Below are 17349 nucleotides of genomic sequence, written 5' to 3'. Positions count from 1 at the left end.
GGAGGAGGGCGACAGGGCGGAGCCCTGGCAACCGACGACAACGCCGCAGATGTGCGTGCCACCCCCCGCGACGCCGGCATGATCCAAACGACAGGCCCTAAACGGCGGCGGGTTCCGCCTGTGCGGGCTCCACGTCCTCGGGGCTCTCCCGGTCGCGCTTCTCGCGGCGGACCAGGATCCACCAGCCGACCGGGACGGCCGCGGAGAACAGCCACCACTGGATCGCGTACGCGTAGTTCAGCGCGGCGTCCTCGTTGCCCGGCCTGCCGATCGGCTCGGGGGTGTCGCCCTTCGCCTCGGGCTCCGTCAGGACGACGTATCCGCCGAGCACGGGGGCGTGCAGGCGGGCGGCCTCCTGCTCGCTGTTGATGAGCATGATCTGCCGGTCCGGGAGGCCCTGGAGGTCCTTGATGCCGCTCGCGGCGGTCGTCTCGTCGGGCATCATCCGCCCGGTGACGGTGATCTCCCCGCGGGGCGGTGCGGGAACCTCGGGGAACTCGGTCTGGCTGGGGCCGTCCGCGGGGATCCAGCCCCGGTTGACGAGCAGGACCTTGCCGTCGTCGAGGACGAACGGGGTCAGCACGTGGTAGCCGATCTTGTCCTGGGCGTTGGTGCGCCGACGGACGACGACCTCGTGCTCCGTGTCGAAGCGGCCCTTCGCGGTCACGGTGCGGTACCGCTCGTGCGTAGTGATCCTCTTCCCGGGGGCGGTCAGCGACTCCACGGCCACCGGCTCCGCGCCGAGCGCCTCGGCGACCAGGTCGTTCCGGGCAGTGCGCTCCTCGTAGCGGTGCATCTGCCAGAAGCCCAGCCGGATCATCGTCGGGATGAGCAGCAGGGCCACCAGCGTGAGGATCACCCACTGGCGGGACAACAGGAAGCGGTACACGCATCGACGGTACCCTGCCCGATTGCGGTCCTCGCCGGTGGGGCCGGGCGAGGACCGCGACCCCGCGTCGGCGGGGAGCACACGACCGACTTGTATCGGCGTGGGGTCTACCGCGGGCCATCCCTGCGTCGGCGGGGAGCACGTTTCCTCGGTGCCGCGGCATGGGAATCAACGACGGTTCCGCCTGGCGGTCACGCGCGCTCAGACCTTGTCGACGACGCCCGCCCTTCCCTCCGCGCGGGCGCAGTGGGCGCCGCAGTACCAGTGGCCCTCGACCTCGACGCCCTGGCCGATGATCTGCACCCGGCAGTGCTCGCAGATGGGGGCCATCCGGTGGATCGCGCAGGAGAAGCAGTCGAAGACGTGCACCGCCCCCTGCGCGTGGACCTCGAAGGTCATTCCGTAGTTGTTGCCGCAGACTTCGCATGTCGCCATGCGCCACAGGGTGAGCCGTCGCCGGGGCACGGGCGAGCGGGCGCCGGGCGAGTCGCCCGGCAATCACCCGTCCGTACGGCTCGCGCGCGGCTCAGCCGTCCGCCGGCTCCACGTCCCGCAGCAGCTGCCCGAAGGCCGCCTCGTCCACCACCGGCGTGCCGTACTGCCGGGCCTTGACCACCTTCGAGGTGCCCGAGTCCGGGTCGTTGGTGACGAGCAGGCTGGTCAGCCGGGACAGGCTGCCGGCGACATGCAGCCCGGCCTCGGTGGCGCGGTCCTCCAGCAGGTCCCGCTCGGTCGAGGTGTCACCCGAGAAGGCGACCCGCATGCCCTGCTTGAGCTGTTTGCCCTCTTCGTACCTGCCCGGGTTGGGATAGGGGCATGCGGGCCTTTTGCGGGAGGGGCGCCAAGTGGTCTGCCGGGAGCCGCCGTAGCCGCCCTGTCGGCCGATCCGGGGCGCGGGCCCGTCCGACCACTCCGTCAGCGGCCGGCACTCGTGCAGCGGCAGCCGCAGTCCGCCCGCCGCCGCGGCCCGCAGGCTCGGCCGGAACGCCTCCGCCAGCACGCGCGCGTCGTCCAGCGCGTGGTGCGCCCGCTGCTGCACGACGCCGAAGTGCGCGGCCAGCGACTCCAGCTTGTGGTTGGGCAGCGGCAGCGCCAGCTCCTTGGAGAGCGCGATGGTGCACAGCCGTTGACGCACCGGGGCCGCGCCCTCCGCGCGCGCGTACTCGCGGGCGATCATCTGCCAGTCGAAGACGGCGTTGTGCGCGACGAGCACGCGTCCGTCGAGCCGGGCCGCGAACTCCTGGGCGACGTCCCGGAACAGGGGCGCCCCCTTCAGCACCTCGCTCGTCAGCCCGTGTATCCACACCGGCCCCGGGTCCCGCTCCGGGTTGACCAGCGTGTACCAGTGGTCCTCGACCTCTCCGCGCGCGTCCAGCCGGTAGACGGCCGCGGAGATGATGCGGTCGTGGCGGGCCAGGCCGGTGGTCTCCACGTCGACGACCGCGTATCCCTGCGGATACGCGGCCGGCCACGCGGTGGCGGACGACGCTGCGGTCGTGCGGTCTTCGAGCATGGTCCATGAGGATACGGGCCGCGACCGACAGTCCCGCCCCGCAGGTGCCCCGGCGGGCTCCGCGCGCCGCCGCCCCGTCAAGTCCGGTCGGCCGGGCGCGCGTTGCCGCGGCCTCGACCGTCCCGTCGGCGGAGCGGTACGGGCAGGACGCGCCGGACGCCCCGGGCGACGTCCTCCGTATGTGACGCAACCCACCCCGGACTCACCAGCGGATCGGCACCGGAAGCGCCGTCAGGAGCCCCGACACCGCGACCACCACACCGAGGGCGACGACCTCCCCGCGCGCGGGGGAGCGGGCGGACAGCGGGTCGGCGGCGCGGCTCAGCCGGACGCGGGCCCACAGGGCGAGGGCGGCGACGGCCGACACGAGGATCACCTTGGCGAGCAGCACCCTGCCGTACGCGGTGTCCGTCAGCTGGTCGCCGATCGTGCCGGCCGGCATCCGGCGCAGCGAACTGCACACCCCGGTCGCCGTGATGGCGGCGAGCAGAACGGCCGCCACGCGCGCGTAGAGACCCAGCAGGGCCGCGCCCGCCGCGCCGCCCCGCCACACGCGCAGCACACGCAGCGCGTACAGCAGGCCGCCCACCCACAGTGACGCGCAGGTCAGGTGCACCAGGGTCAGGCCGGAGCCGATCAGCGGGCTGTACTCGGTGGTGGGGTGGGCGCGCAGCGCCTCCGCGACGACCACGGCGGCCAGCGGCCAGACCTGGGTGCCCGGCCGGCGCGAGACGGCGCACAGGCCGGCCGCGAGGAACGCGTTGACCTCAAGGAGCGCGAGCTTGCCGTCACGGGACTCGTAGAGGCCGCCGACGTCGATCTCGGCGATACCGCCCGGCACCAGGTTGCCGGTGGCCACGACCGACGCGAGCCCCAGCGCGGCGACGAAGGCGACGGCGTTCGCGTGCGGGGACCAGCTGCGGGGCCGGTCCGGGGGAGCGCCGGGCAGGGACCGGGTCAGCCGGTTCACGAACAGTTCGCCGGCCGGGACGCTCAGCGCCGCGAACAGCATCGTGCGCAGCAGGGCGATCCCGCCGGTGCCGGGCGCCTCGGCCTCTCCGGTGCCGTGCAGGGCGGGGGACGGGCCGAGCACGGGTATCAGCGCGCCCAGCGCCACCAGCACCAGAACGGCCGCGGCCCGGCCGGTGCCGGAGGGCCGCGCGTGCCGTCCGGTGTCGGCGGGCCGGGACGGGGGTCTTGTCGAGGTCACCCCGAGATCTTCACCAAGTCACCCAGAACCGGGCAAGTTCGGGACGGAATCCGGAGGGACGTCACAGCCACCGCTCCCGCACGGGAAGGCGCCCCGGCTGGGCACCCTCCCGCACGGTGGTCGTGCCGACCGGCTCAACGTGCGCGCCGGTACGGCATCCCGGCTAGCGGGTCACCGCGTCCAGCGCGTCGGCCATGCCCCAGCCGTAGAAGCCGTTGCGGTTCTTCGACCCCTCGCACACCGCGTCCACCTTGCCGTCGCCGTCGATGTCGTACGGCTTGGTGCACGGCGTGGCGTCGGCCTCCGCGTACAGCAGCGCCTTGACCATGGCCGGGGTGGCGTACGGGTGCGTCGACTTGATCAGCGCGGCGACACCGGCGACGTGCGGCGACGCCATCGACGTACCGGCCATGTAGCCCCACTTGCCGCCCGGCAGCGTGCCCAGGATCAGGCCGCTGGTCGCCGGCGGCGCCGGGGTCTGGTAGGCGGTCGAGTCGCCGCCGGGCGCGGCGATGTCGATGACGCCCAGACCGTGGTTGGAGAACGACGACTTCAGGCCCTTCGCACCGGTCGCCGCGACCGTGACGACACCCGGCAGCTGGGTCGGGATGTCGTAGCACTCGGACGGGTCGATCACCCGGTCGCCGGGTGTGGTGTCGTTGGGGGAGGACGGGTCGAGGATCTCGTCGGACGCGAGGTCGTAGTTCTCGTTGCCGGCCGCGGCGACGTTGACCGCGCCCTTCTTCTCCGCGTACCGCGAGGCCCGCGAGACGGCCTCGACGAGCGCCTTCTGGTCCGGGTCGTTCTTGCAGTTGAAGTACCACGGGTCGGTGTAGTAGCTGTTGTTGGTCACGTCGACGCCGTGCTCGGCCGCCCACATGAAGCCGCAGACCACGGCCTCGGTGTAGAAGAAGCCGTCCGGGTTGGACACCTTGATGCCCGCGACCTTCACGCCCGGCGCCACACCGGTCATGCCGACGCCGTTCTTGGCGGCGGCGATCTCCCCGGCCACGTGCGTGCCGTGCGGGCTCTCCGCCGCGCTCGGCCGCCAGGCGCCGTCGGTGGTGTCCGGCTTGCCCGCCACGCAGTTGACCGACGCCCGCCGGTCGAAGTTCGGCGCGATGTCCGGGTGCGTGTCGTCGACGCCGGTGTCGATGACCGCGACGGTCACCTTCTTGCTGCCCAGCGACTTCTGGTGCGCCTTGTCCGCCTTGATGGCCGGCAGGTCCCACTGGAGGGACTCCAGCGGGTCCTGGCCCGCGGCGGACTGGGCGGCGGCGGCCTCCTGGGCGGTGAGCACCTTCGGCGTGCCGACGTCGGTCGTCGCCGCCGAGGGCAGCGGCGCGGTGCGGGTGGCACCGGCCGACTGCACGCCGTGCGTCTTGCGCACGGTCTTCGCGAAGTCCGGGTTGGCCGAGTGGACGACGACCACGCCGATCCGGTCGTACGACGTCACGATCGTGCCGCCGGCCTTGGTTATCGCGCGCTTCACCTGCGCCGAAGGACCGTGCCCGGGCTGGACGTTGACGACGTAGCTGAGCGAGGCCGCCTGGGCGCCGGCGGCCGGGGCCGCCTCCACGGCGGACGCCTGGATGTTGGGCAGGAAGGCGAGGGCCGAGGCCAGGGCCATGCCGACCGGGATGGCGACGGCACGACGGTGACGGGGGTGGGGCGCTGTCATGTGCGAGGTCTCCAGTTCGTTCGGAAAGTGGCCGGAAGAGCGGAGCGGGTCACATCACCACGCAGGACGAGCCGCCGTCTGGAACGCAGATGAGTCATGGGGTCTCCACATCATCCGGAAATGAGACCCGCCCGGATCACAGGTGGTGTCCGGGCAGGTACATGACGCAGTGGTGCAGGGCGAAGCTATCTCCCCCGGTCGCTGGCCAGCAACGATTTCCCCCAAGTGACTTGGGAAAGTGCGGCAGTCGTTGAACCGGGCCCCGCGAGGCGCCGTGTCGTTGGACAGGGAGCCCGAGCACGATCAGGCCCCCGACGAGAACACCGAGGTACAAGCCGTCATGTCCGTCGTACGAGGAGACTCCGTGGCCACCGACGCACCGCCCCCCTCGAAAGAGGAACACCGACTCCCCTCCTCCGAGGAGTTCTCCGAGGTGCAGCAGAGTGCGGAGTTCGCCGAACTGCGCCGCTCCTTCCGCTCCTTCGCCTTCCCGCTGACGATCGCCTTCGTCGCCTGGTACCTGCTCTACGTGCTGCTGTCCAACTACGCGGGCGGCTTCATGGGCACCAAGCTGTTCGGCAACATCAACGTCGCGTTCGTCTTCGGCATCGCCCAGTTCGTCACCACGTTCCTCATCGCCTGGTGGTACTCGCGGCACGCCGCCGCGAAGCTCGACCCCAAGGCCGAGGCCATCAAGTCCCGGATGGAGGGCGGCGCATGAGCCCCGCACAGACCGTTCTCGCCGCCGAGCTGGCCGCCAACGAGGCCAGCGAGCACCGGCCGCTGATCATCACGCTCTTCGCCGTCTTCGTCGTCGCGACGCTCGGCATCACCGTGTGGGCGGGCCGCCAGACCAAGGACGCCGCCGACTTCTACGCGGGCGGCCGCCAGTTCAGCGCCTTCCAGAACGGACTCGCCGTCTCCGGCGACTACATGTCCGCCGCGTCCTTCCTCGGCATCGCCGGCGCCATCGCCCTCTTCGGCTACGACGGCTTCCTGTACTCCATCGGCTTCCTGGTCGCCTGGCTGGTCGCCCTGCTCCTGGTGGCCGAGCCGCTCAGGAACTCCGGCCGCTACACGATGGGCGACGTCCTCGCGTACCGCATGCGCCAGCGCCCCGTGCGCACCGCCGCCGGCACCTCCACGATCGTCGTGTCGATCTTCTACCTGCTCGCGCAGATGGCCGGCGCGGGCGTCCTCGTCTCCCTGCTGCTCGGCATCACCTCCGACGCGGGCAAGATCCTCATCGTCGCCCTGGTCGGCGTCCTGATGATCGTCTACGTCACCATCGGCGGCATGAAGGGCACCACCTGGGTCCAGATGGTCAAGGCCGTGCTGCTGATCGGCGGCACCATCTTGATCACCTTCCTGGTGCTGCTGAAGTTCGACTTCAACGTCTCCGACCTGCTCGGCAAGGCCGCCGAGAACAGCGGCGCGGGCTCCGCCTTCCTGGAGCCCGGCCTCCAGTACGGCGCGACCGGCACCTCCAAGCTGGACTTCATCTCCCTGGGCATCGCCCTGGTGCTCGGCACGGCCGGCCTGCCGCACATCCTGATCCGCTTCTACACCGTGCCCAACGCCAAGGCCGCCCGTAAGTCCGTGAACTGGGCGATCGGCATCATCGGCGCCTTCTACCTGATGACCATCGCCCTCGGCTTCGGCGCCGCCGCCCTCATCGGCAAGGACGAGATCATCGCGTCCAACCCGTCCGGCAACACGGCCGCGCCCCTGCTCGCCCTGCACGTCGGCGGCGTCGACTCGGCCTGGGGCGCGATCCTGCTCGCCACGATCTCGGCGGTGGCCTTCGCGACCATCCTCGCCGTGGTCGCCGGCCTCACCCTCGCCTCGTCGTCGTCCTTCGCGCACGACATCTACGCCAACGTCATCCGCAAGGGCCAGGCCACCGAGAAGGAGGAGATGAGGGCGGCCCGCTGGGCGACCGTCTTCATCGGCATCGTCTCCATCGCGCTCGGCGCCCTCGCCCGCGACCTGAACGTGGCCGGCCTGGTCGCCCTGGCCTTCGCGGTCGCGGCCTCCGCCAACCTGCCGACCATCCTCTACAGCCTGTTCTGGAAGCGGTTCACCACCCAGGGCGCCCTCTGGTCGATCTACGGCGGCCTGATCGTCGCCGTCGGCCTGGTGCTGTTCTCGCCCGTCGTCTCCGGCGACCCCAAGGCGATGTTCCCCGACGTCGACTTCGCCTGGTTCCCGCTGAAGAACCCGGGCATCATCTCCATCCCGTTCGGCTTCCTCATGGGCTGGCTCGGCACGGTCCTGTCCAAGGAGGAGCCCGACAAGGCCAAGTACGCGGAGCTGGAGGTCCGGTCCCTGACCGGCACCGGAGCCCACTGATCCGTTTCCGCCCGCGGCCCCGTCGTAGAGATCGTCGTAGAGATCTACGACGGGGCCGCGCCGTACGTCGTAGGGATCGGCCGCTGTCGTTGTCGGCGCGGTCACGTAGGCTCGCAGGTGTCGGAGGAGGGAAGCGCTCCGCCGATCCGCGTCGAGGGAAGGGGCCCGCGTGCTCATCGACACCTACGGCCGAGTGGCCACCGACCTGAGGGTCTCGCTGACCGACCGCTGCAATCTGCGCTGCACGTACTGCATGCCGGAAGAGGGCTTGCAGTGGCTGGCCAAGCCCGACCTGCTCACGGACGACGAGATCGTCCGCCTCATCGACATCGCGGTCACCTCCCTCGGCATCGAGGAGGTGCGCTTCACCGGCGGGGAGCCGCTGCTGCGCCCCGGCCTGGTCGGCATCGTGGAGCGCGTCGCGGCCCTTCGGCCGCGCCCCCAGATGTCCCTCACCACCAACGGCATCGGCCTCAGGCGCACGGCGACGGCCCTGAAGGCCGCGGGCCTGGACCGGGTCAACGTCTCCCTGGACACCCTGCGCCCGGACGTCTTCAAGACCCTCACCCGCCGGGACCGCCACAAGGACGTCCTGGAGGGCCTGGCGGCCGCCCGCGAGGCGGGCCTGACCCCGGTGAAGGTCAACTCGGTCCTGATGCCGGGCCTCAACGCCGACGAGGCCCCCGACCTGCTGGCCTGGGCCGTCGAGAACGACTACGAGCTGCGCTTCATCGAGCAGATGCCCCTGGACGCCCAGCACGGCTGGAAGCGCGAGGGCATGGTCACCGCCGGTGACATCCTGGCCTCCCTGCGCACCCGCTTCGAGCTGACCGCCGAGGGCTCCGAGAAGCGCGGCTCGGCCCCCGCCGAGCGCTGGCTGGTGGACGGCGGACCGCACCGCGTCGGCGTCATCGCCTCCGTCACCCGCCCGTTCTGCTCGGCCTGCGACCGCACCCGCCTGACCGCCGACGGCCAGGTGCGCACCTGCCTGTTCGCCACCGAGGAGACCGACCTGCGCGCCGCCCTGCGCTCCGACGCCCCCGACGAGGAGATCGCCCGCATCTGGCGGCTCGCCATGTGGGGCAAGAAGGCCGGCGCGGGCCTCGACGACCCGACGTTCGTCCAGCCCGACCGGCCGATGTCCGCGATCGGCGGCTAGGCCGGGCCCGGACGGGGCGGTCGGAGGCCTAGTCCTCGGCCGCCCGCCAGTCCTCGAACCGCGCGACGTCCTTCAGGAAGCCCCGCACCCCGAGGAACTGGGACAGGTGCTCCCGGTGCTCCTCACAGGCGAGCCACGTCTTGCGGCGCTCCGGGGTGTGCACCTTCGGGTTGTTCCACGCCAGCACCCACACGGCGGCGCTGCGGCAGCCTTTGGCGGAGCAGATCGGGGTCGACTCGTCACTCACAGGTTCGTCTCACAACTCACGGAAAAAGGCGACGCCGAGCAGCCACGGGGGGAGCTGCCCGGCGTCGGTCCGTCGCTCCGACGGGGGATGCGGAGCGCGTACGAAGTATGTCACGGGTCACCCGCCACCCGGCACCGGAACAACATGATTGATCTGAGCTTTTCTTGAGCCTTGGCGCGGAATCGACGCCCGCCCCGGCCGGCCCCGCCGGCCCGCCGGGCGCGGCCCCGCGGTCACGTCCGGCCGTGCGGCTCACCGGCCGCGCCCTGCCCGGGATCAGGCGCGACGCCTTCCGCAACGGATTCCGCCGAGTCGTCCTCGGCGCGCGGAGCAGTGATCATCGGCGGGGGCGGCACCGTCACGAACGTCGACGGCAACGACGGCGCGTTCTCCCGCCCCGCGTTCGCGAGCACGACCGCGATGTAGGGCAGGACCGCGCCGAGGACCAGCGCCACGATCGCCACGTGCCGCTCCACGTTCCACAGGCATGCCGCGAGGATGACCGAAACCGTACGGACCGACATCGAGATGACGTAGCGGCGCTGGCGTCCGCGCACGTCCTCCTGGAGGCCCGTACGGGCCCCGGTGATCCGAAAGACCTCTGAGTCCTGCCCGCCGTTCAGCTTCCGCATCACGTTCCACCAACCGCCCGCATCGGTCTCTCCCCGCCCCGCTTCCGTCCGCGGCCGCTCGGGGACCCCGGTCCCGGACGACTCCACGTTACGCCGCGTCCGCGCCGGTCACGAGACCGGGGCGCCCCCGCCCGGCGCGCCCCGAGTGCGCCGCGCCGCGTAGGCGGATACCCCGTTCGGCCGTACCCGGCATGCGCCGTTCGCGGTACGCCCGAAGACTGGCGGCAATGCTCGTGTAGAGCCGTATAGGGAGGCAGCCATGGGCTGGTTGTGGGCGATCATCGTCGGATTCGTGCTCGGTCTGATCGCCAAGGCGATCATTCCGGGGAAGCAGCACAGCCCTTTGTGGCTGACCACCATCTTCGGCATGCTCGGCGCCATCGCGGGCAACGCGATCGCACGCGCGGTCGGCGTCGAGGCGACCTCCGGCATCGACTGGTGGCGGCACCTGTTCCAGCTGGTGGCCGCGATCATCATCGTCGCCGTCGGTGACGCCGCGTACATGGCGGTGCGGGGCAACAAGCGGCGCGAACGCGCCTGACGCGTACGGCGAAGGGGCGGCTCCCGGTCGCCGCAAGGCACCGCGAACCGCCCCTCGTACGCGCGCTCAGGCGCCGGTGACCTCCACCGCGGCCAGGTTCTTCTTGCCGCGGCGCAGCACCAGCCAGCGCCCGTGCAGCAGGTCCTCGGCGGCCGGCACGGCGTCCTCGGCGGTGACCTTGACGTTGTTCACGTAGGCACCGCCCTCCTTGACCGTGCGGCGCGCCGCGGACTTGCTGGCCACCAGGCCGACCTCGGCGAACAGGTCCACGACCGGGCCCAGCTCGGCGACCCGGACGTGCGGCACCTCGGAGAGGGCCGCGGCCAGCGTCCGGTCGTCCAGCTCCGTCAGGTCGCCCTGGCCGAAGAGGGCCTTGGACGCGGCGATCACCGCGGCCGTCTGGTCGGCGCCGTGCACCAGCGTCGTCAGCTCCTCCGCCAGCGCGCGCTGCGCGGCCCGGGCCTGCGGACGCTCCTCGGTCTGCCTCTCCAGCTCCTCCAGCTCCTCGCGGGACTTGAAGGACAGGATCCGCAGGTAGCCCGAGACGTCCCGGTCGTCCGCGTTCAGCCAGAACTGGTAGAACGCGTACGGCGTCGTCATCTCCGGGTCCAGCCAGACGGCGCCGCCCTCGGTCTTGCCGAACTTGGTGCCGTCCGCCTTGGTCATCAGCGGGGTCGCCAGCGCGTGCACCTGGGCCTGCGGCTCCAGCCGGTGGATCAGGTCCAGGCCCGCCGTGAGATTGCCCCACTGGTCGCTGCCGCCCTGCTGGAGCGTGCAGCCGTGGCGCCGGTACAGCTCCAGGAAGTCCATGCCCTGGAGCAGCTGGTAGCTGAACTCCGTGTAGCTGATGCCCTCGGAGGACTCCAGCCGGCGCGCGACCGAGTCCTTCGTCAGCATCTTGTTGACGCGGAAGTGCTTGCCGATGTCCCGCAGGAACTCGATGGCCGACAGGCCGGCCGTCCAGTCCAGGTTGTTCACCATCACCGCGGCGTTGTCGCCCTCGAAGGACAGGAACGGCTCGATCTGCCCGCGCAGCCGGGTCACCCAGTTCGCGACCGTCTCCGGGTCGTTCAGCGTGCGCTCCGCCGTCGGGCGGGGGTCGCCGATCTGGCCCGTCGCGCCGCCGACCAGGGCCAGCGGACGCAGGCCGGCCCGCTGGAGCCGGCGCATGGTGAGCACCTGGACCAGGTGGCCGACGTGCAGGCTGGCCGCGGTCGGGTCGAAGCCGCAATAGAACGTGACGGGACCGTCCGCGAGCGCCTTGCGCAAGGCGTCCTCGTCGGTGGACAGGGCGATCACGCCGCGCCACTTCAGCTCGTCGACGATGTCCGTCACGGTTCTCTTGTCTCCTCGGGTGGGCTCGGAATCAGGTACGAGGTTATACGCCCTGGCTGACGGAGCTCATATTGAAGTCCGGCACCCGCAGCGCGGGCATCGCGGCCCTGGTGAACCAGTCGCCCCACTCCCTGGGCAGCGTCTTCTCCGTCCGCCCGGCCTCCGTGGCGCGGCCCAGCAGCGAGACCGGCGACTCGTTGAAGCGGAAGTTGTTCACCTCGCCGACGACCTCGCCGTCCTCGACGAGATAGACGCCGTCCCGGGTCAGGCCGGTCAGCAGCAGCGTCGCCGGGTCGACCTCGCGGATGTACCACAGGCAGGTCAGCAGCAGGCCCCGCCCGGTGCCGGCGACCATCTCCTCCAGGGAGCGGCCGGTGCCGCCCTCCAGGACGAGGTTGTCGATCGCCGGCGCCACCGGCAGCCCGGTCAGCCCGGCGCTGTGCCGGGTGGTGGTCAGCCGGTTCAGCTCGCCCGCGCGGATCCAGTCCGTCGCCGCCACCGGCAGCCCGTTGTCGAACACCGACTGGTCGCCGCCCGAGGCGTGCGCGATCACGAACGGCGCGCTCTCCAGACCCGGCTCGTGCGGATCGCTGCGCAGCGTCAGCGGCAGCTCGCCGAGCCGGTCGCCGACGCGCGTGCCACCGCCCGGCGTCGAGAACACGGTGCGGCCCTCGGCGGCGTCCCGGCCCGAGGCCGACCACAGCTGGTAGATCAGCAGGTCCGCCACCGCGGTCGGCGGCAGCAGCGTCTCGTACCGGCCCGCGGGCAGCTCCACCCGACGCTCGGCCCAGCCGAGCCGTACGGCCAGCTCGGCGTCGAGCGCCGCCGGGTCGACGTCCTTGAAGTCCCGCGTGGAACGCCCCGCCCACGCCGACCGGGTGCGATCCGGCGACTTGGCGTTCAGCTCCAGCGTCCCGGTCGGCTGGTCGTGCCGCAGCCGCAGACCCGTGGACGTGCCCAGGTACGTCGACGTCAGCTCGTGGCGGGCGAAGCCGTACAGCTCACGGCCGCCCGCACGCGCGCGGGCGAACGCCTCACCCAGGGCGGGCGCGAAGTCGGCGAACACGGCCGACGACGTCTCGGCGGGCGCGTCGGTGAAGTCGGGCGACGCCGGCACGCCCGTGACCAGCGGCTGCGCGTCCTCGGCGGGTCCGGCGCCGCGCGCGGCGGCCTCGGCGGCCCGCACCAGCGGCTCCAGCTCGTCCACGGTCACCGCCGACCGCGACACCACCCCGGACGCCGTGCCCTGCTGCCCGTCGACGGTCGCGACGACGGTGAGCGTGCGCCCGCGGGTGACGCCGTTGGTGGTGAGCGCGTTGCCCGCCCAGCGCAGGTTCGCGGTGGACTCCTCGTCGGCGATGACCACGCACCCGTCCGCCCGGGACAGCTCCAGCGCCCGCTCGACGATCTCGTGCGGCTTGTTCGTGCGCGCGCTCATCGACCGGCCTCCTGCGTCGTGTTGAGGATGTTGACTCCCTTGAAGAGGGCGGACGGGCAGCCGTGGGAGACCGCCGCGACCTGCCCCGGCTGGGCCTTGCCGCAGTTGAACGCGCCGCCCAGCACATACGTCTGCGGACCGCCGACGGCCGCCATGGACCCCCAGAAGTCGGTGGTCGTCGCCTGGTAGGCCACGTCCCGCAGCTGCCCGGCGAGCCGCCCGTTCTCGATGCGGAAGAACCGCTGCCCGGTGAACTGGAAGTTGTAGCGCTGCATGTCGATCGACCAGGACCGGTCCCCGACGACGTAGATCCCGCGGTCCACGCCCCCGATCAGATCCTCCGTCGACAGCCCGCCGGGATCCGGCCGCAGTGACACGTTGGCCATGCGCTGCACCGGCACATGGGCGGGGGAGTCGGCGTAGGCGCACCCGTTGGACCGCTCGAAGCCGGTCAGCTTCGCGATGCGCCGGTCGAGCTGGTAGCCGACGAGCGTGCCGTCCTTCACCAGGTCCCAGGACTGGCCCTCGACGCCCTCGTCGTCGTACCCGATCGTCGCGAGGCCGTGCTCGGCGGTGCGGTCGCCGGTGACGTTCATCAGCTCCGAGCCGTAGCGCAGCTTGCCGAGCTGGTCGAAGGTGGCGAACGAGGTGCCGGCGTAGGCGGCCTCGTAACCGAGGGCGCGGTCCAGCTCGGTGGCGTGCCCGATGGACTCGTGGATCGTCAGCCACAGGTTGGACGGGTCGACGACCAGGTCGTACAGGCCCGGGTCCACGCTCGGCGCGCGCATCTTCTCGGCCAGCAGCCCGGGGATCTCGGCCAGCTCGGCGTCCCAGTCCCAGCCGGTGCCCGTCAGGTACTCCCAGCCGCGCCCGGCCGGCGGCGCCAGCGTGCGCATGGAATCGAACTCGCCGCTGGAGTCGTCCACCGACACGGCCGTGAGGACAGGGTGCAGCCGCACGCGCTGCTGCGTCGTCACGGTCCCCGCGCTGTCGGCGTAGAACTTGTTCTCGTGCACGGTGAGCAGCGAGGCGTCGACGTGGTCGACCCCGTCGGCCGCCAGCAGCCGCGCGCTCCAGTCGGCCAGCAGAGCGGCCTTCTCCTCGCCGGGCACGGCGAAGGGGTCGATCTCGTACGACGAGACCCACGTCCGGTCGGCGTGCACGGGCTCGTCGGCCAGCTCCACGCGCTCGTCCGAGCCCGCCGCCTTGATGACCTGCGCGGACAGCTTCGCCATCGCCACCGCCTGCGAGGCGACCCGGGCGGCGGCGTCGAGCGTGAGGTCCACACCGGACGCGAAACCCCACGTCCCGCCGTGCACCACGCGCACCGCGTACCCGAGGTCGGTGGTGTCCGACGACCCGGCCGGCTTGGCGTCCCGCAGCCGCCACGAGGCGCTGCGCACCCGCTCAAGCCGGAAGTCCGCGTGCTCGGCACCCAGCGAACGCGCGCGGGCGAGCGCGGCGTCGGCGAGGGCGCGTAGGGGGAGTGCCGTGAAGGCTTCGTCGATGCTGTGAGGCACCTGCGTCTCTTTCTGTCGACGTGACCGGTCGTCCGCAGCGGTACCGGGGGCTGCGTCCGCATCATGTCGCGTCGGCCGGTACGGGGACCACACCTTTCCGTCCGCGGCCGGTGCCTTTCTGTAGGGACCCGACAGTGAGTGCCGTGAGCCACTGTGGGTGCCCGATTCCCCGCGGGCGGGCGCGGACCGATAGGTTTTCGAGGAAGCCGCCTGTCATCGCCGCCCGTCGACCGGGTGTCGGGCGGACACCAGACCGCTATTGAAAGGGTGATCCGTTGAGCCGCTCGGTTCTCGTCACCGGAGGCAACCGGGGCATCGGCCTCGCCATCGCCCGCGCTTTCGCCGACGCCGGCGACAAGGTCGCGATCACGTACCGCTCGGGTGAGCCGCCGGAGGGCTTCCTGGCCGTCAAGTGCGACATCACCGACAGCGAGCAGGTGGAGCAGGCCTACAAGGAGATCGAGGAAGCGCACGGCAATGTCGAGGTCCTCGTCGCCAACGCCGGCGTCACCAAGGACCAGCTGCTGATGCGCATGTCCGAGGAGGACTTCACGTCCGTCCTCGACACCAACCTCACCGGCACCTTCCGGGTCGTCAAGCGCGCCAACCGCGGCATGCTGCGCGCCAAGAAGGGCCGCGTCGTGCTGATCTCGTCGGTGGTCGGACTGCTCGGCTCCGCGGGCCAGGCGAACTACGCCGCCTCCAAGGCCGGCCTGGTCGGCTTCGCCCGGTCCCTCGCCCGCGAGCTGGGGTCGCGCAACATCACCTTCAACGTCGTCGCGCCCGGCTTCGTCGACACCGACATGACCAAGGTGCTCAGCGACGAGCAGCGGGCCGGCATCGTGTCGCAGGTGCCGCTCGGCCGGTACGCGCAGCCGGAGGAGATCGCCGCCGCGGTGCGGTTCCTCGCCTCGGACGACGCGTCGTACATCACTGGAGCCGTCATCCCCGTTGACGGCGGACTGGGAATGGGTCACTGAACACCATGAGCGGAATTCTCGAGGGCAAGCGCGTCCTGATCACCGGTGTGCTGATGGAGTCCTCCATCGCCTTCCACGCCGCCAAGCTGGCCCAGGAGCAGGGCGCCGAGATCATCCTGACCGCGTTCCCGCGGCCGACGCTGACCGAGCGCATCGCCCGGAAGCTGCCCAAGCCCACCAAGGTCATCGAGCTCGACGTCACCAACGACGAGCACCTCGGGCGCCTGGCCGACATCGTCGGCGAGGAGCTCGGCGGCCTCGACGGCGTCGTGCACTCCATCGGCTTCGCGCCGCAGGACGCGCTCGGCGGCAACTTCCTGAACACGCCGTTCGAGTCGGTCGCCACCGCCATGCACGTCTCCGCGTACTCCCTGAAGTCGCTGACCATGGCCTGCCTGCCGCTGATGCAGAACGGCGGCTCGGTCGTCGGCCTCACCTTCGACGCGCAGTACGCCTGGCCGCAGTACGACTGGATGGGCCCGGCCAAGGCCGCCCTGGAGGCCACCAGCCGCTACATGGCCCGTGACCTCGGCAAGCAGAACATCCGCTGCAACCTGATCTCGGCCGGCCCGATCGGCTCCATGGCCGCCAAGTCCATCCCGGGCTTCGGCGAGCTGGCCTCCGTGTGGGACAACCGCTCCCCGCTGGAGTGGGACCTGAAGGACCCCGAGCCGGCCGGCCGCGGCATCGTCGCCCTGCTGAGCGACTGGTTCCCGAAGACCACCGGCGAGATCATCCACGTCGACGGCGGTCTGCACGCCATCGGCGCCTGACCGTACGCCCTTGAGGGCCCGCGTCCCCCTGGGGCGCGGGCCCTTCGCGTCGTCACCCGTCCGGCCGAACCGGCCGGGCGCCGGGGCGGGCGGCGGCGCAGGCTGAAGGACGAGTTCCCCACGCGCTTTTCCTCCCCAGCACGGCCGAGGAGGTCCTCTTGTGCGTCCACTCCACCGCCTGGCCTCGACGACCGTCGCCCTCGCCTGCGTGCTGTTCCTGCCGTACGAGGCGATGTCCCACGCGCGCGTGCCCGACCGCGACGCCGCGCCCGCCGAGCTGTTCGGCGCCGAGTGCCGGATCCGCGTCGACGGCTCCGACGTGACCGCCTACTGCCACAACCCGTACCCGGGCACGGACGAGGTGCGGCTGCACATCGAGTGCGCCCGCTGGTGGGACCTCGACAGCGACGGCCCGCCGGTCGAGACGGGACCCGCGCAGACGGTGCGGCTGGACGGGCGGTGCTGGAAGGACGTGCAGACGGCGTGGATCAGCCATCGGCGGACCGGCTGAGGCGTCTCTCGGGGGGCCGGCTGAGGCGCCCGGCGGGCGAGCCCTTACGCCCAGGCAGGCGCAGGCGTGCCTCAGGCTCAGGCCAGTGCGCCGCTGCCCCCGGCGGGTGCGACGAGGCGGCCCGGGCGGCACAGGAACGGGTAGCCCGCCGCCTCCTCGCCGGCCGTCGCCGCGTCCGCCGCGCGGATCGCGTCGACCAGCCGCGTGTGGTCCATGTGCGTCTCCGGCGTCAGCTCGCTGCCCACGTCCTCGCGCAGCCAGTCCCGCATCACCTCGCCGAGGTCCGCGTACATCGCGGTCATCACGTCGTTGTGCGAGGCCGCCACGACGGCCAGGTGGAAGGTCGCGTCCGCCGCGACGAACGCCTCCGTGTCACCCGACTCCCACGCCTGCTCCCGGCGCACCAGGAGCGCGTCCAGCTGCTTGAGGTCCTTCTCCGTGCGCCGCTCGGCCGCGAGCCTGGCCGCCGACGACTCCAGCGTGGAGCGCAGCTCGGCGATGTGCCGCGGGTCGGCGTCGGCGAAGCGGCGGTGCATCACGCCCGCCAGCTCACTCGTCGCCACGACGA

The 17349-nt window shown here is 71.7% G+C and carries 18 protein-coding genes; 7 read left to right on the top strand and 11 right to left on the bottom strand.

The genetic code is table 11. The features are described 5' to 3' along the window. Positions 1-97: 97 nt before the first annotated feature. The 5 genes from GTW67_RS11410 to GTW67_RS11390 form a co-directional block, all read right to left on the bottom strand. A complete protein-coding gene (locus tag GTW67_RS11410) occupies positions 98-889 on the bottom strand; it encodes an SURF1 family cytochrome oxidase biogenesis protein (RefSeq protein WP_161164691.1) in 792 nt (263 codons plus the stop codon). Between the two features lie 201 nt (positions 890-1090). Next, positions 1091-1324 carry a metallothionein gene (locus GTW67_RS11405; protein WP_161164690.1) on the bottom strand — a complete coding sequence of 78 codons (234 nt, stop codon included), beginning with the start codon at positions 1322-1324 and terminating at the stop codon, positions 1091-1093. Between the two features lie 91 nt (positions 1325-1415). Next, the gene (locus GTW67_RS11400; RefSeq protein ID WP_161164689.1) at positions 1416-2402 is read right to left on the bottom strand and encodes a DEDDh family exonuclease; all 987 of its coding nucleotides are present in this window, start codon (positions 2400-2402) and stop codon (positions 1416-1418) included. A gap of 202 nt (positions 2403-2604) precedes the next feature. Further along, the gene (locus tag GTW67_RS11395; RefSeq protein WP_161164688.1) at positions 2605-3612 is read right to left on the bottom strand and encodes a CopD family protein; all 1008 of its coding nucleotides are present in this window, start codon (positions 3610-3612) and stop codon (positions 2605-2607) included. 163 nt (positions 3613-3775) lie between these two features. Next, positions 3776-5293 (bottom strand): S8 family peptidase, encoded by a 1518-nt coding sequence (locus GTW67_RS11390; protein WP_161164687.1) that lies wholly within the window; start codon positions 5291-5293, stop codon positions 3776-3778. Between the two features lie 364 nt (positions 5294-5657). On the opposite strand from GTW67_RS11390, the gene GTW67_RS11385 reads away from it, so the two are divergent. From GTW67_RS11385 to moaA, 3 genes are all read left to right on the top strand, one after another. Further along, entirely contained in the window at positions 5658-6014 is a 357-nt protein-coding gene (locus GTW67_RS11385) for a DUF485 domain-containing protein (RefSeq protein WP_161164686.1), read from the top strand. Continuing rightward, positions 6011-7645 carry a monocarboxylic acid transporter gene (locus GTW67_RS11380; protein ID WP_161164685.1) on the top strand — a complete coding sequence of 545 codons (1635 nt, stop codon included), beginning with the start codon at positions 6011-6013 and terminating at the stop codon, positions 7643-7645. The genes GTW67_RS11385 and GTW67_RS11380 overlap by 4 nt, the downstream gene beginning before the upstream one ends. Positions 7646-7814: 169 nt before the next feature. Next, complete coding sequence (gene moaA / locus GTW67_RS11375; RefSeq protein ID WP_161164684.1) at positions 7815-8804, top strand: GTP 3',8-cyclase MoaA; 990 nt, start codon at positions 7815-7817, stop codon at positions 8802-8804. A 28-nt stretch (positions 8805-8832) separates the two neighbouring features. On the opposite strand, the gene GTW67_RS11370 is transcribed toward moaA, so the two are convergent. Together GTW67_RS11370 and GTW67_RS11365 are read right to left on the bottom strand one after the other, a co-directional pair. Beyond that, positions 8833-9051, bottom strand: a complete 219-nt coding sequence (locus GTW67_RS11370) for a hypothetical protein (protein ID WP_161164683.1) — start codon at positions 9049-9051, stop codon at positions 8833-8835. 233 nt (positions 9052-9284) lie between these two features. Next, a complete protein-coding gene (locus tag GTW67_RS11365; RefSeq protein ID WP_202437102.1) occupies positions 9285-9683 on the bottom strand; it encodes a DUF3099 domain-containing protein in 399 nt (132 codons plus the stop codon). A 259-nt stretch (positions 9684-9942) separates the two neighbouring features. Between GTW67_RS11365 and GTW67_RS11360 the strand changes: the two genes are divergently transcribed. Further along, positions 9943-10224: a GlsB/YeaQ/YmgE family stress response membrane protein gene (locus GTW67_RS11360; protein WP_161164681.1), complete on the top strand. Its 282-nt coding sequence runs from the start codon at positions 9943-9945 to the stop codon at positions 10222-10224. A gap of 66 nt (positions 10225-10290) precedes the next feature. On the opposite strand, the gene tyrS is transcribed toward GTW67_RS11360, so the two are convergent. The 3 genes from tyrS to GTW67_RS11345 are packed head-to-tail and all read right to left on the bottom strand — an operon-like array spanning position 10291 to position 14517. After that, positions 10291-11559, bottom strand: coding sequence for a tyrosine--tRNA ligase (tyrS, locus tag GTW67_RS11355; RefSeq protein WP_161164680.1), 1269 nt, complete (start codon positions 11557-11559; stop codon positions 10291-10293). Positions 11560-11602: 43 nt separating this feature from the next. After that, on the bottom strand, positions 11603-12997 hold the full coding sequence (locus tag GTW67_RS11350) for a metallopeptidase TldD-related protein (protein WP_161164679.1): 1395 nt from the start codon (positions 12995-12997) through the stop codon (positions 11603-11605). Further along, on the bottom strand, positions 12994-14517 hold the full coding sequence (locus tag GTW67_RS11345; RefSeq protein ID WP_161164678.1) for a metallopeptidase TldD-related protein: 1524 nt from the start codon (positions 14515-14517) through the stop codon (positions 12994-12996). The genes GTW67_RS11350 and GTW67_RS11345 overlap by 4 nt, the downstream gene beginning before the upstream one ends. 275 nt (positions 14518-14792) lie before the next feature. Here GTW67_RS11345 and fabG point away from each other — a divergent pair, with 275 nt between their 5' ends. The 3 genes from fabG to GTW67_RS11330 all read left to right on the top strand — a co-directional run bounded on the left by fabG (position 14793) and on the right by GTW67_RS11330 (position 16781). Then, positions 14793-15497 carry a 3-oxoacyl-[acyl-carrier-protein] reductase gene (gene fabG / locus GTW67_RS11340; RefSeq protein WP_161164677.1) on the top strand — a complete coding sequence of 235 codons (705 nt, stop codon included), beginning with the start codon at positions 14793-14795 and terminating at the stop codon, positions 15495-15497. A gap of 5 nt (positions 15498-15502) precedes the next feature. Further along, entirely contained in the window at positions 15503-16270 is a 768-nt protein-coding gene (fabI, locus tag GTW67_RS11335; RefSeq protein WP_161164676.1) for an enoyl-ACP reductase FabI, read from the top strand. Between the two features lie 160 nt (positions 16271-16430). After that, positions 16431-16781, top strand: coding sequence for a hypothetical protein (locus tag GTW67_RS11330; protein WP_161164675.1), 351 nt, complete (start codon positions 16431-16433; stop codon positions 16779-16781). A 77-nt stretch (positions 16782-16858) separates the two neighbouring features. Here the strand turns inward: GTW67_RS11330 and GTW67_RS11325 are convergent. Then, positions 16859-17349: FadR/GntR family transcriptional regulator (locus tag GTW67_RS11325; RefSeq protein WP_161164674.1), on the bottom strand; the 491-nt coding region annotated here is incomplete at its 5' end.

The sequence above is a fragment of the Streptomyces sp. SID5910 genome (assembly GCF_009862125.1).
GTDB lineage: Bacteria > Actinomycetota > Actinomycetes > Streptomycetales > Streptomycetaceae > Streptomyces.
The sequence above is the reverse complement of the archived record's forward strand: the minus strand, read 5'-3'. Positions and strand labels throughout refer to the sequence as shown.

Excerpts from the sequence above, each read along its gene's own strand:
- GTW67_RS11405 (WP_161164690.1), bottom strand. The coding sequence starts at position 1,324 with ATGGCGACATGCGAAGTCTGCGGCAACAACTACGGAATGACCTTCGAG.
- GTW67_RS11400 (WP_161164689.1), bottom strand. The coding sequence starts at position 2,402 with ATGCTCGAAGACCGCACGACCGCAGCGTCGTCCGCCACCGCGTGGCCG.
- GTW67_RS11390 (WP_161164687.1), bottom strand. The coding sequence starts at position 5,293 with ATGACAGCGCCCCACCCCCGTCACCGTCGTGCCGTCGCCATCCCGGTC.
- GTW67_RS11380 (WP_161164685.1), top strand. The coding sequence starts at position 6,011 with ATGAGCCCCGCACAGACCGTTCTCGCCGCCGAGCTGGCCGCCAACGAG.
- GTW67_RS11365 (WP_202437102.1), bottom strand. The coding sequence starts at position 9,683 with ATGCGGAAGCTGAACGGCGGGCAGGACTCAGAGGTCTTTCGGATCACC.
- GTW67_RS11360 (WP_161164681.1), top strand. The coding sequence starts at position 9,943 with ATGGGCTGGTTGTGGGCGATCATCGTCGGATTCGTGCTCGGTCTGATC.
- GTW67_RS11350 (WP_161164679.1), bottom strand. The coding sequence starts at position 12,997 with ATGAGCGCGCGCACGAACAAGCCGCACGAGATCGTCGAGCGGGCGCTG.
- fabI (WP_161164676.1), top strand. The coding sequence starts at position 15,503 with ATGAGCGGAATTCTCGAGGGCAAGCGCGTCCTGATCACCGGTGTGCTG.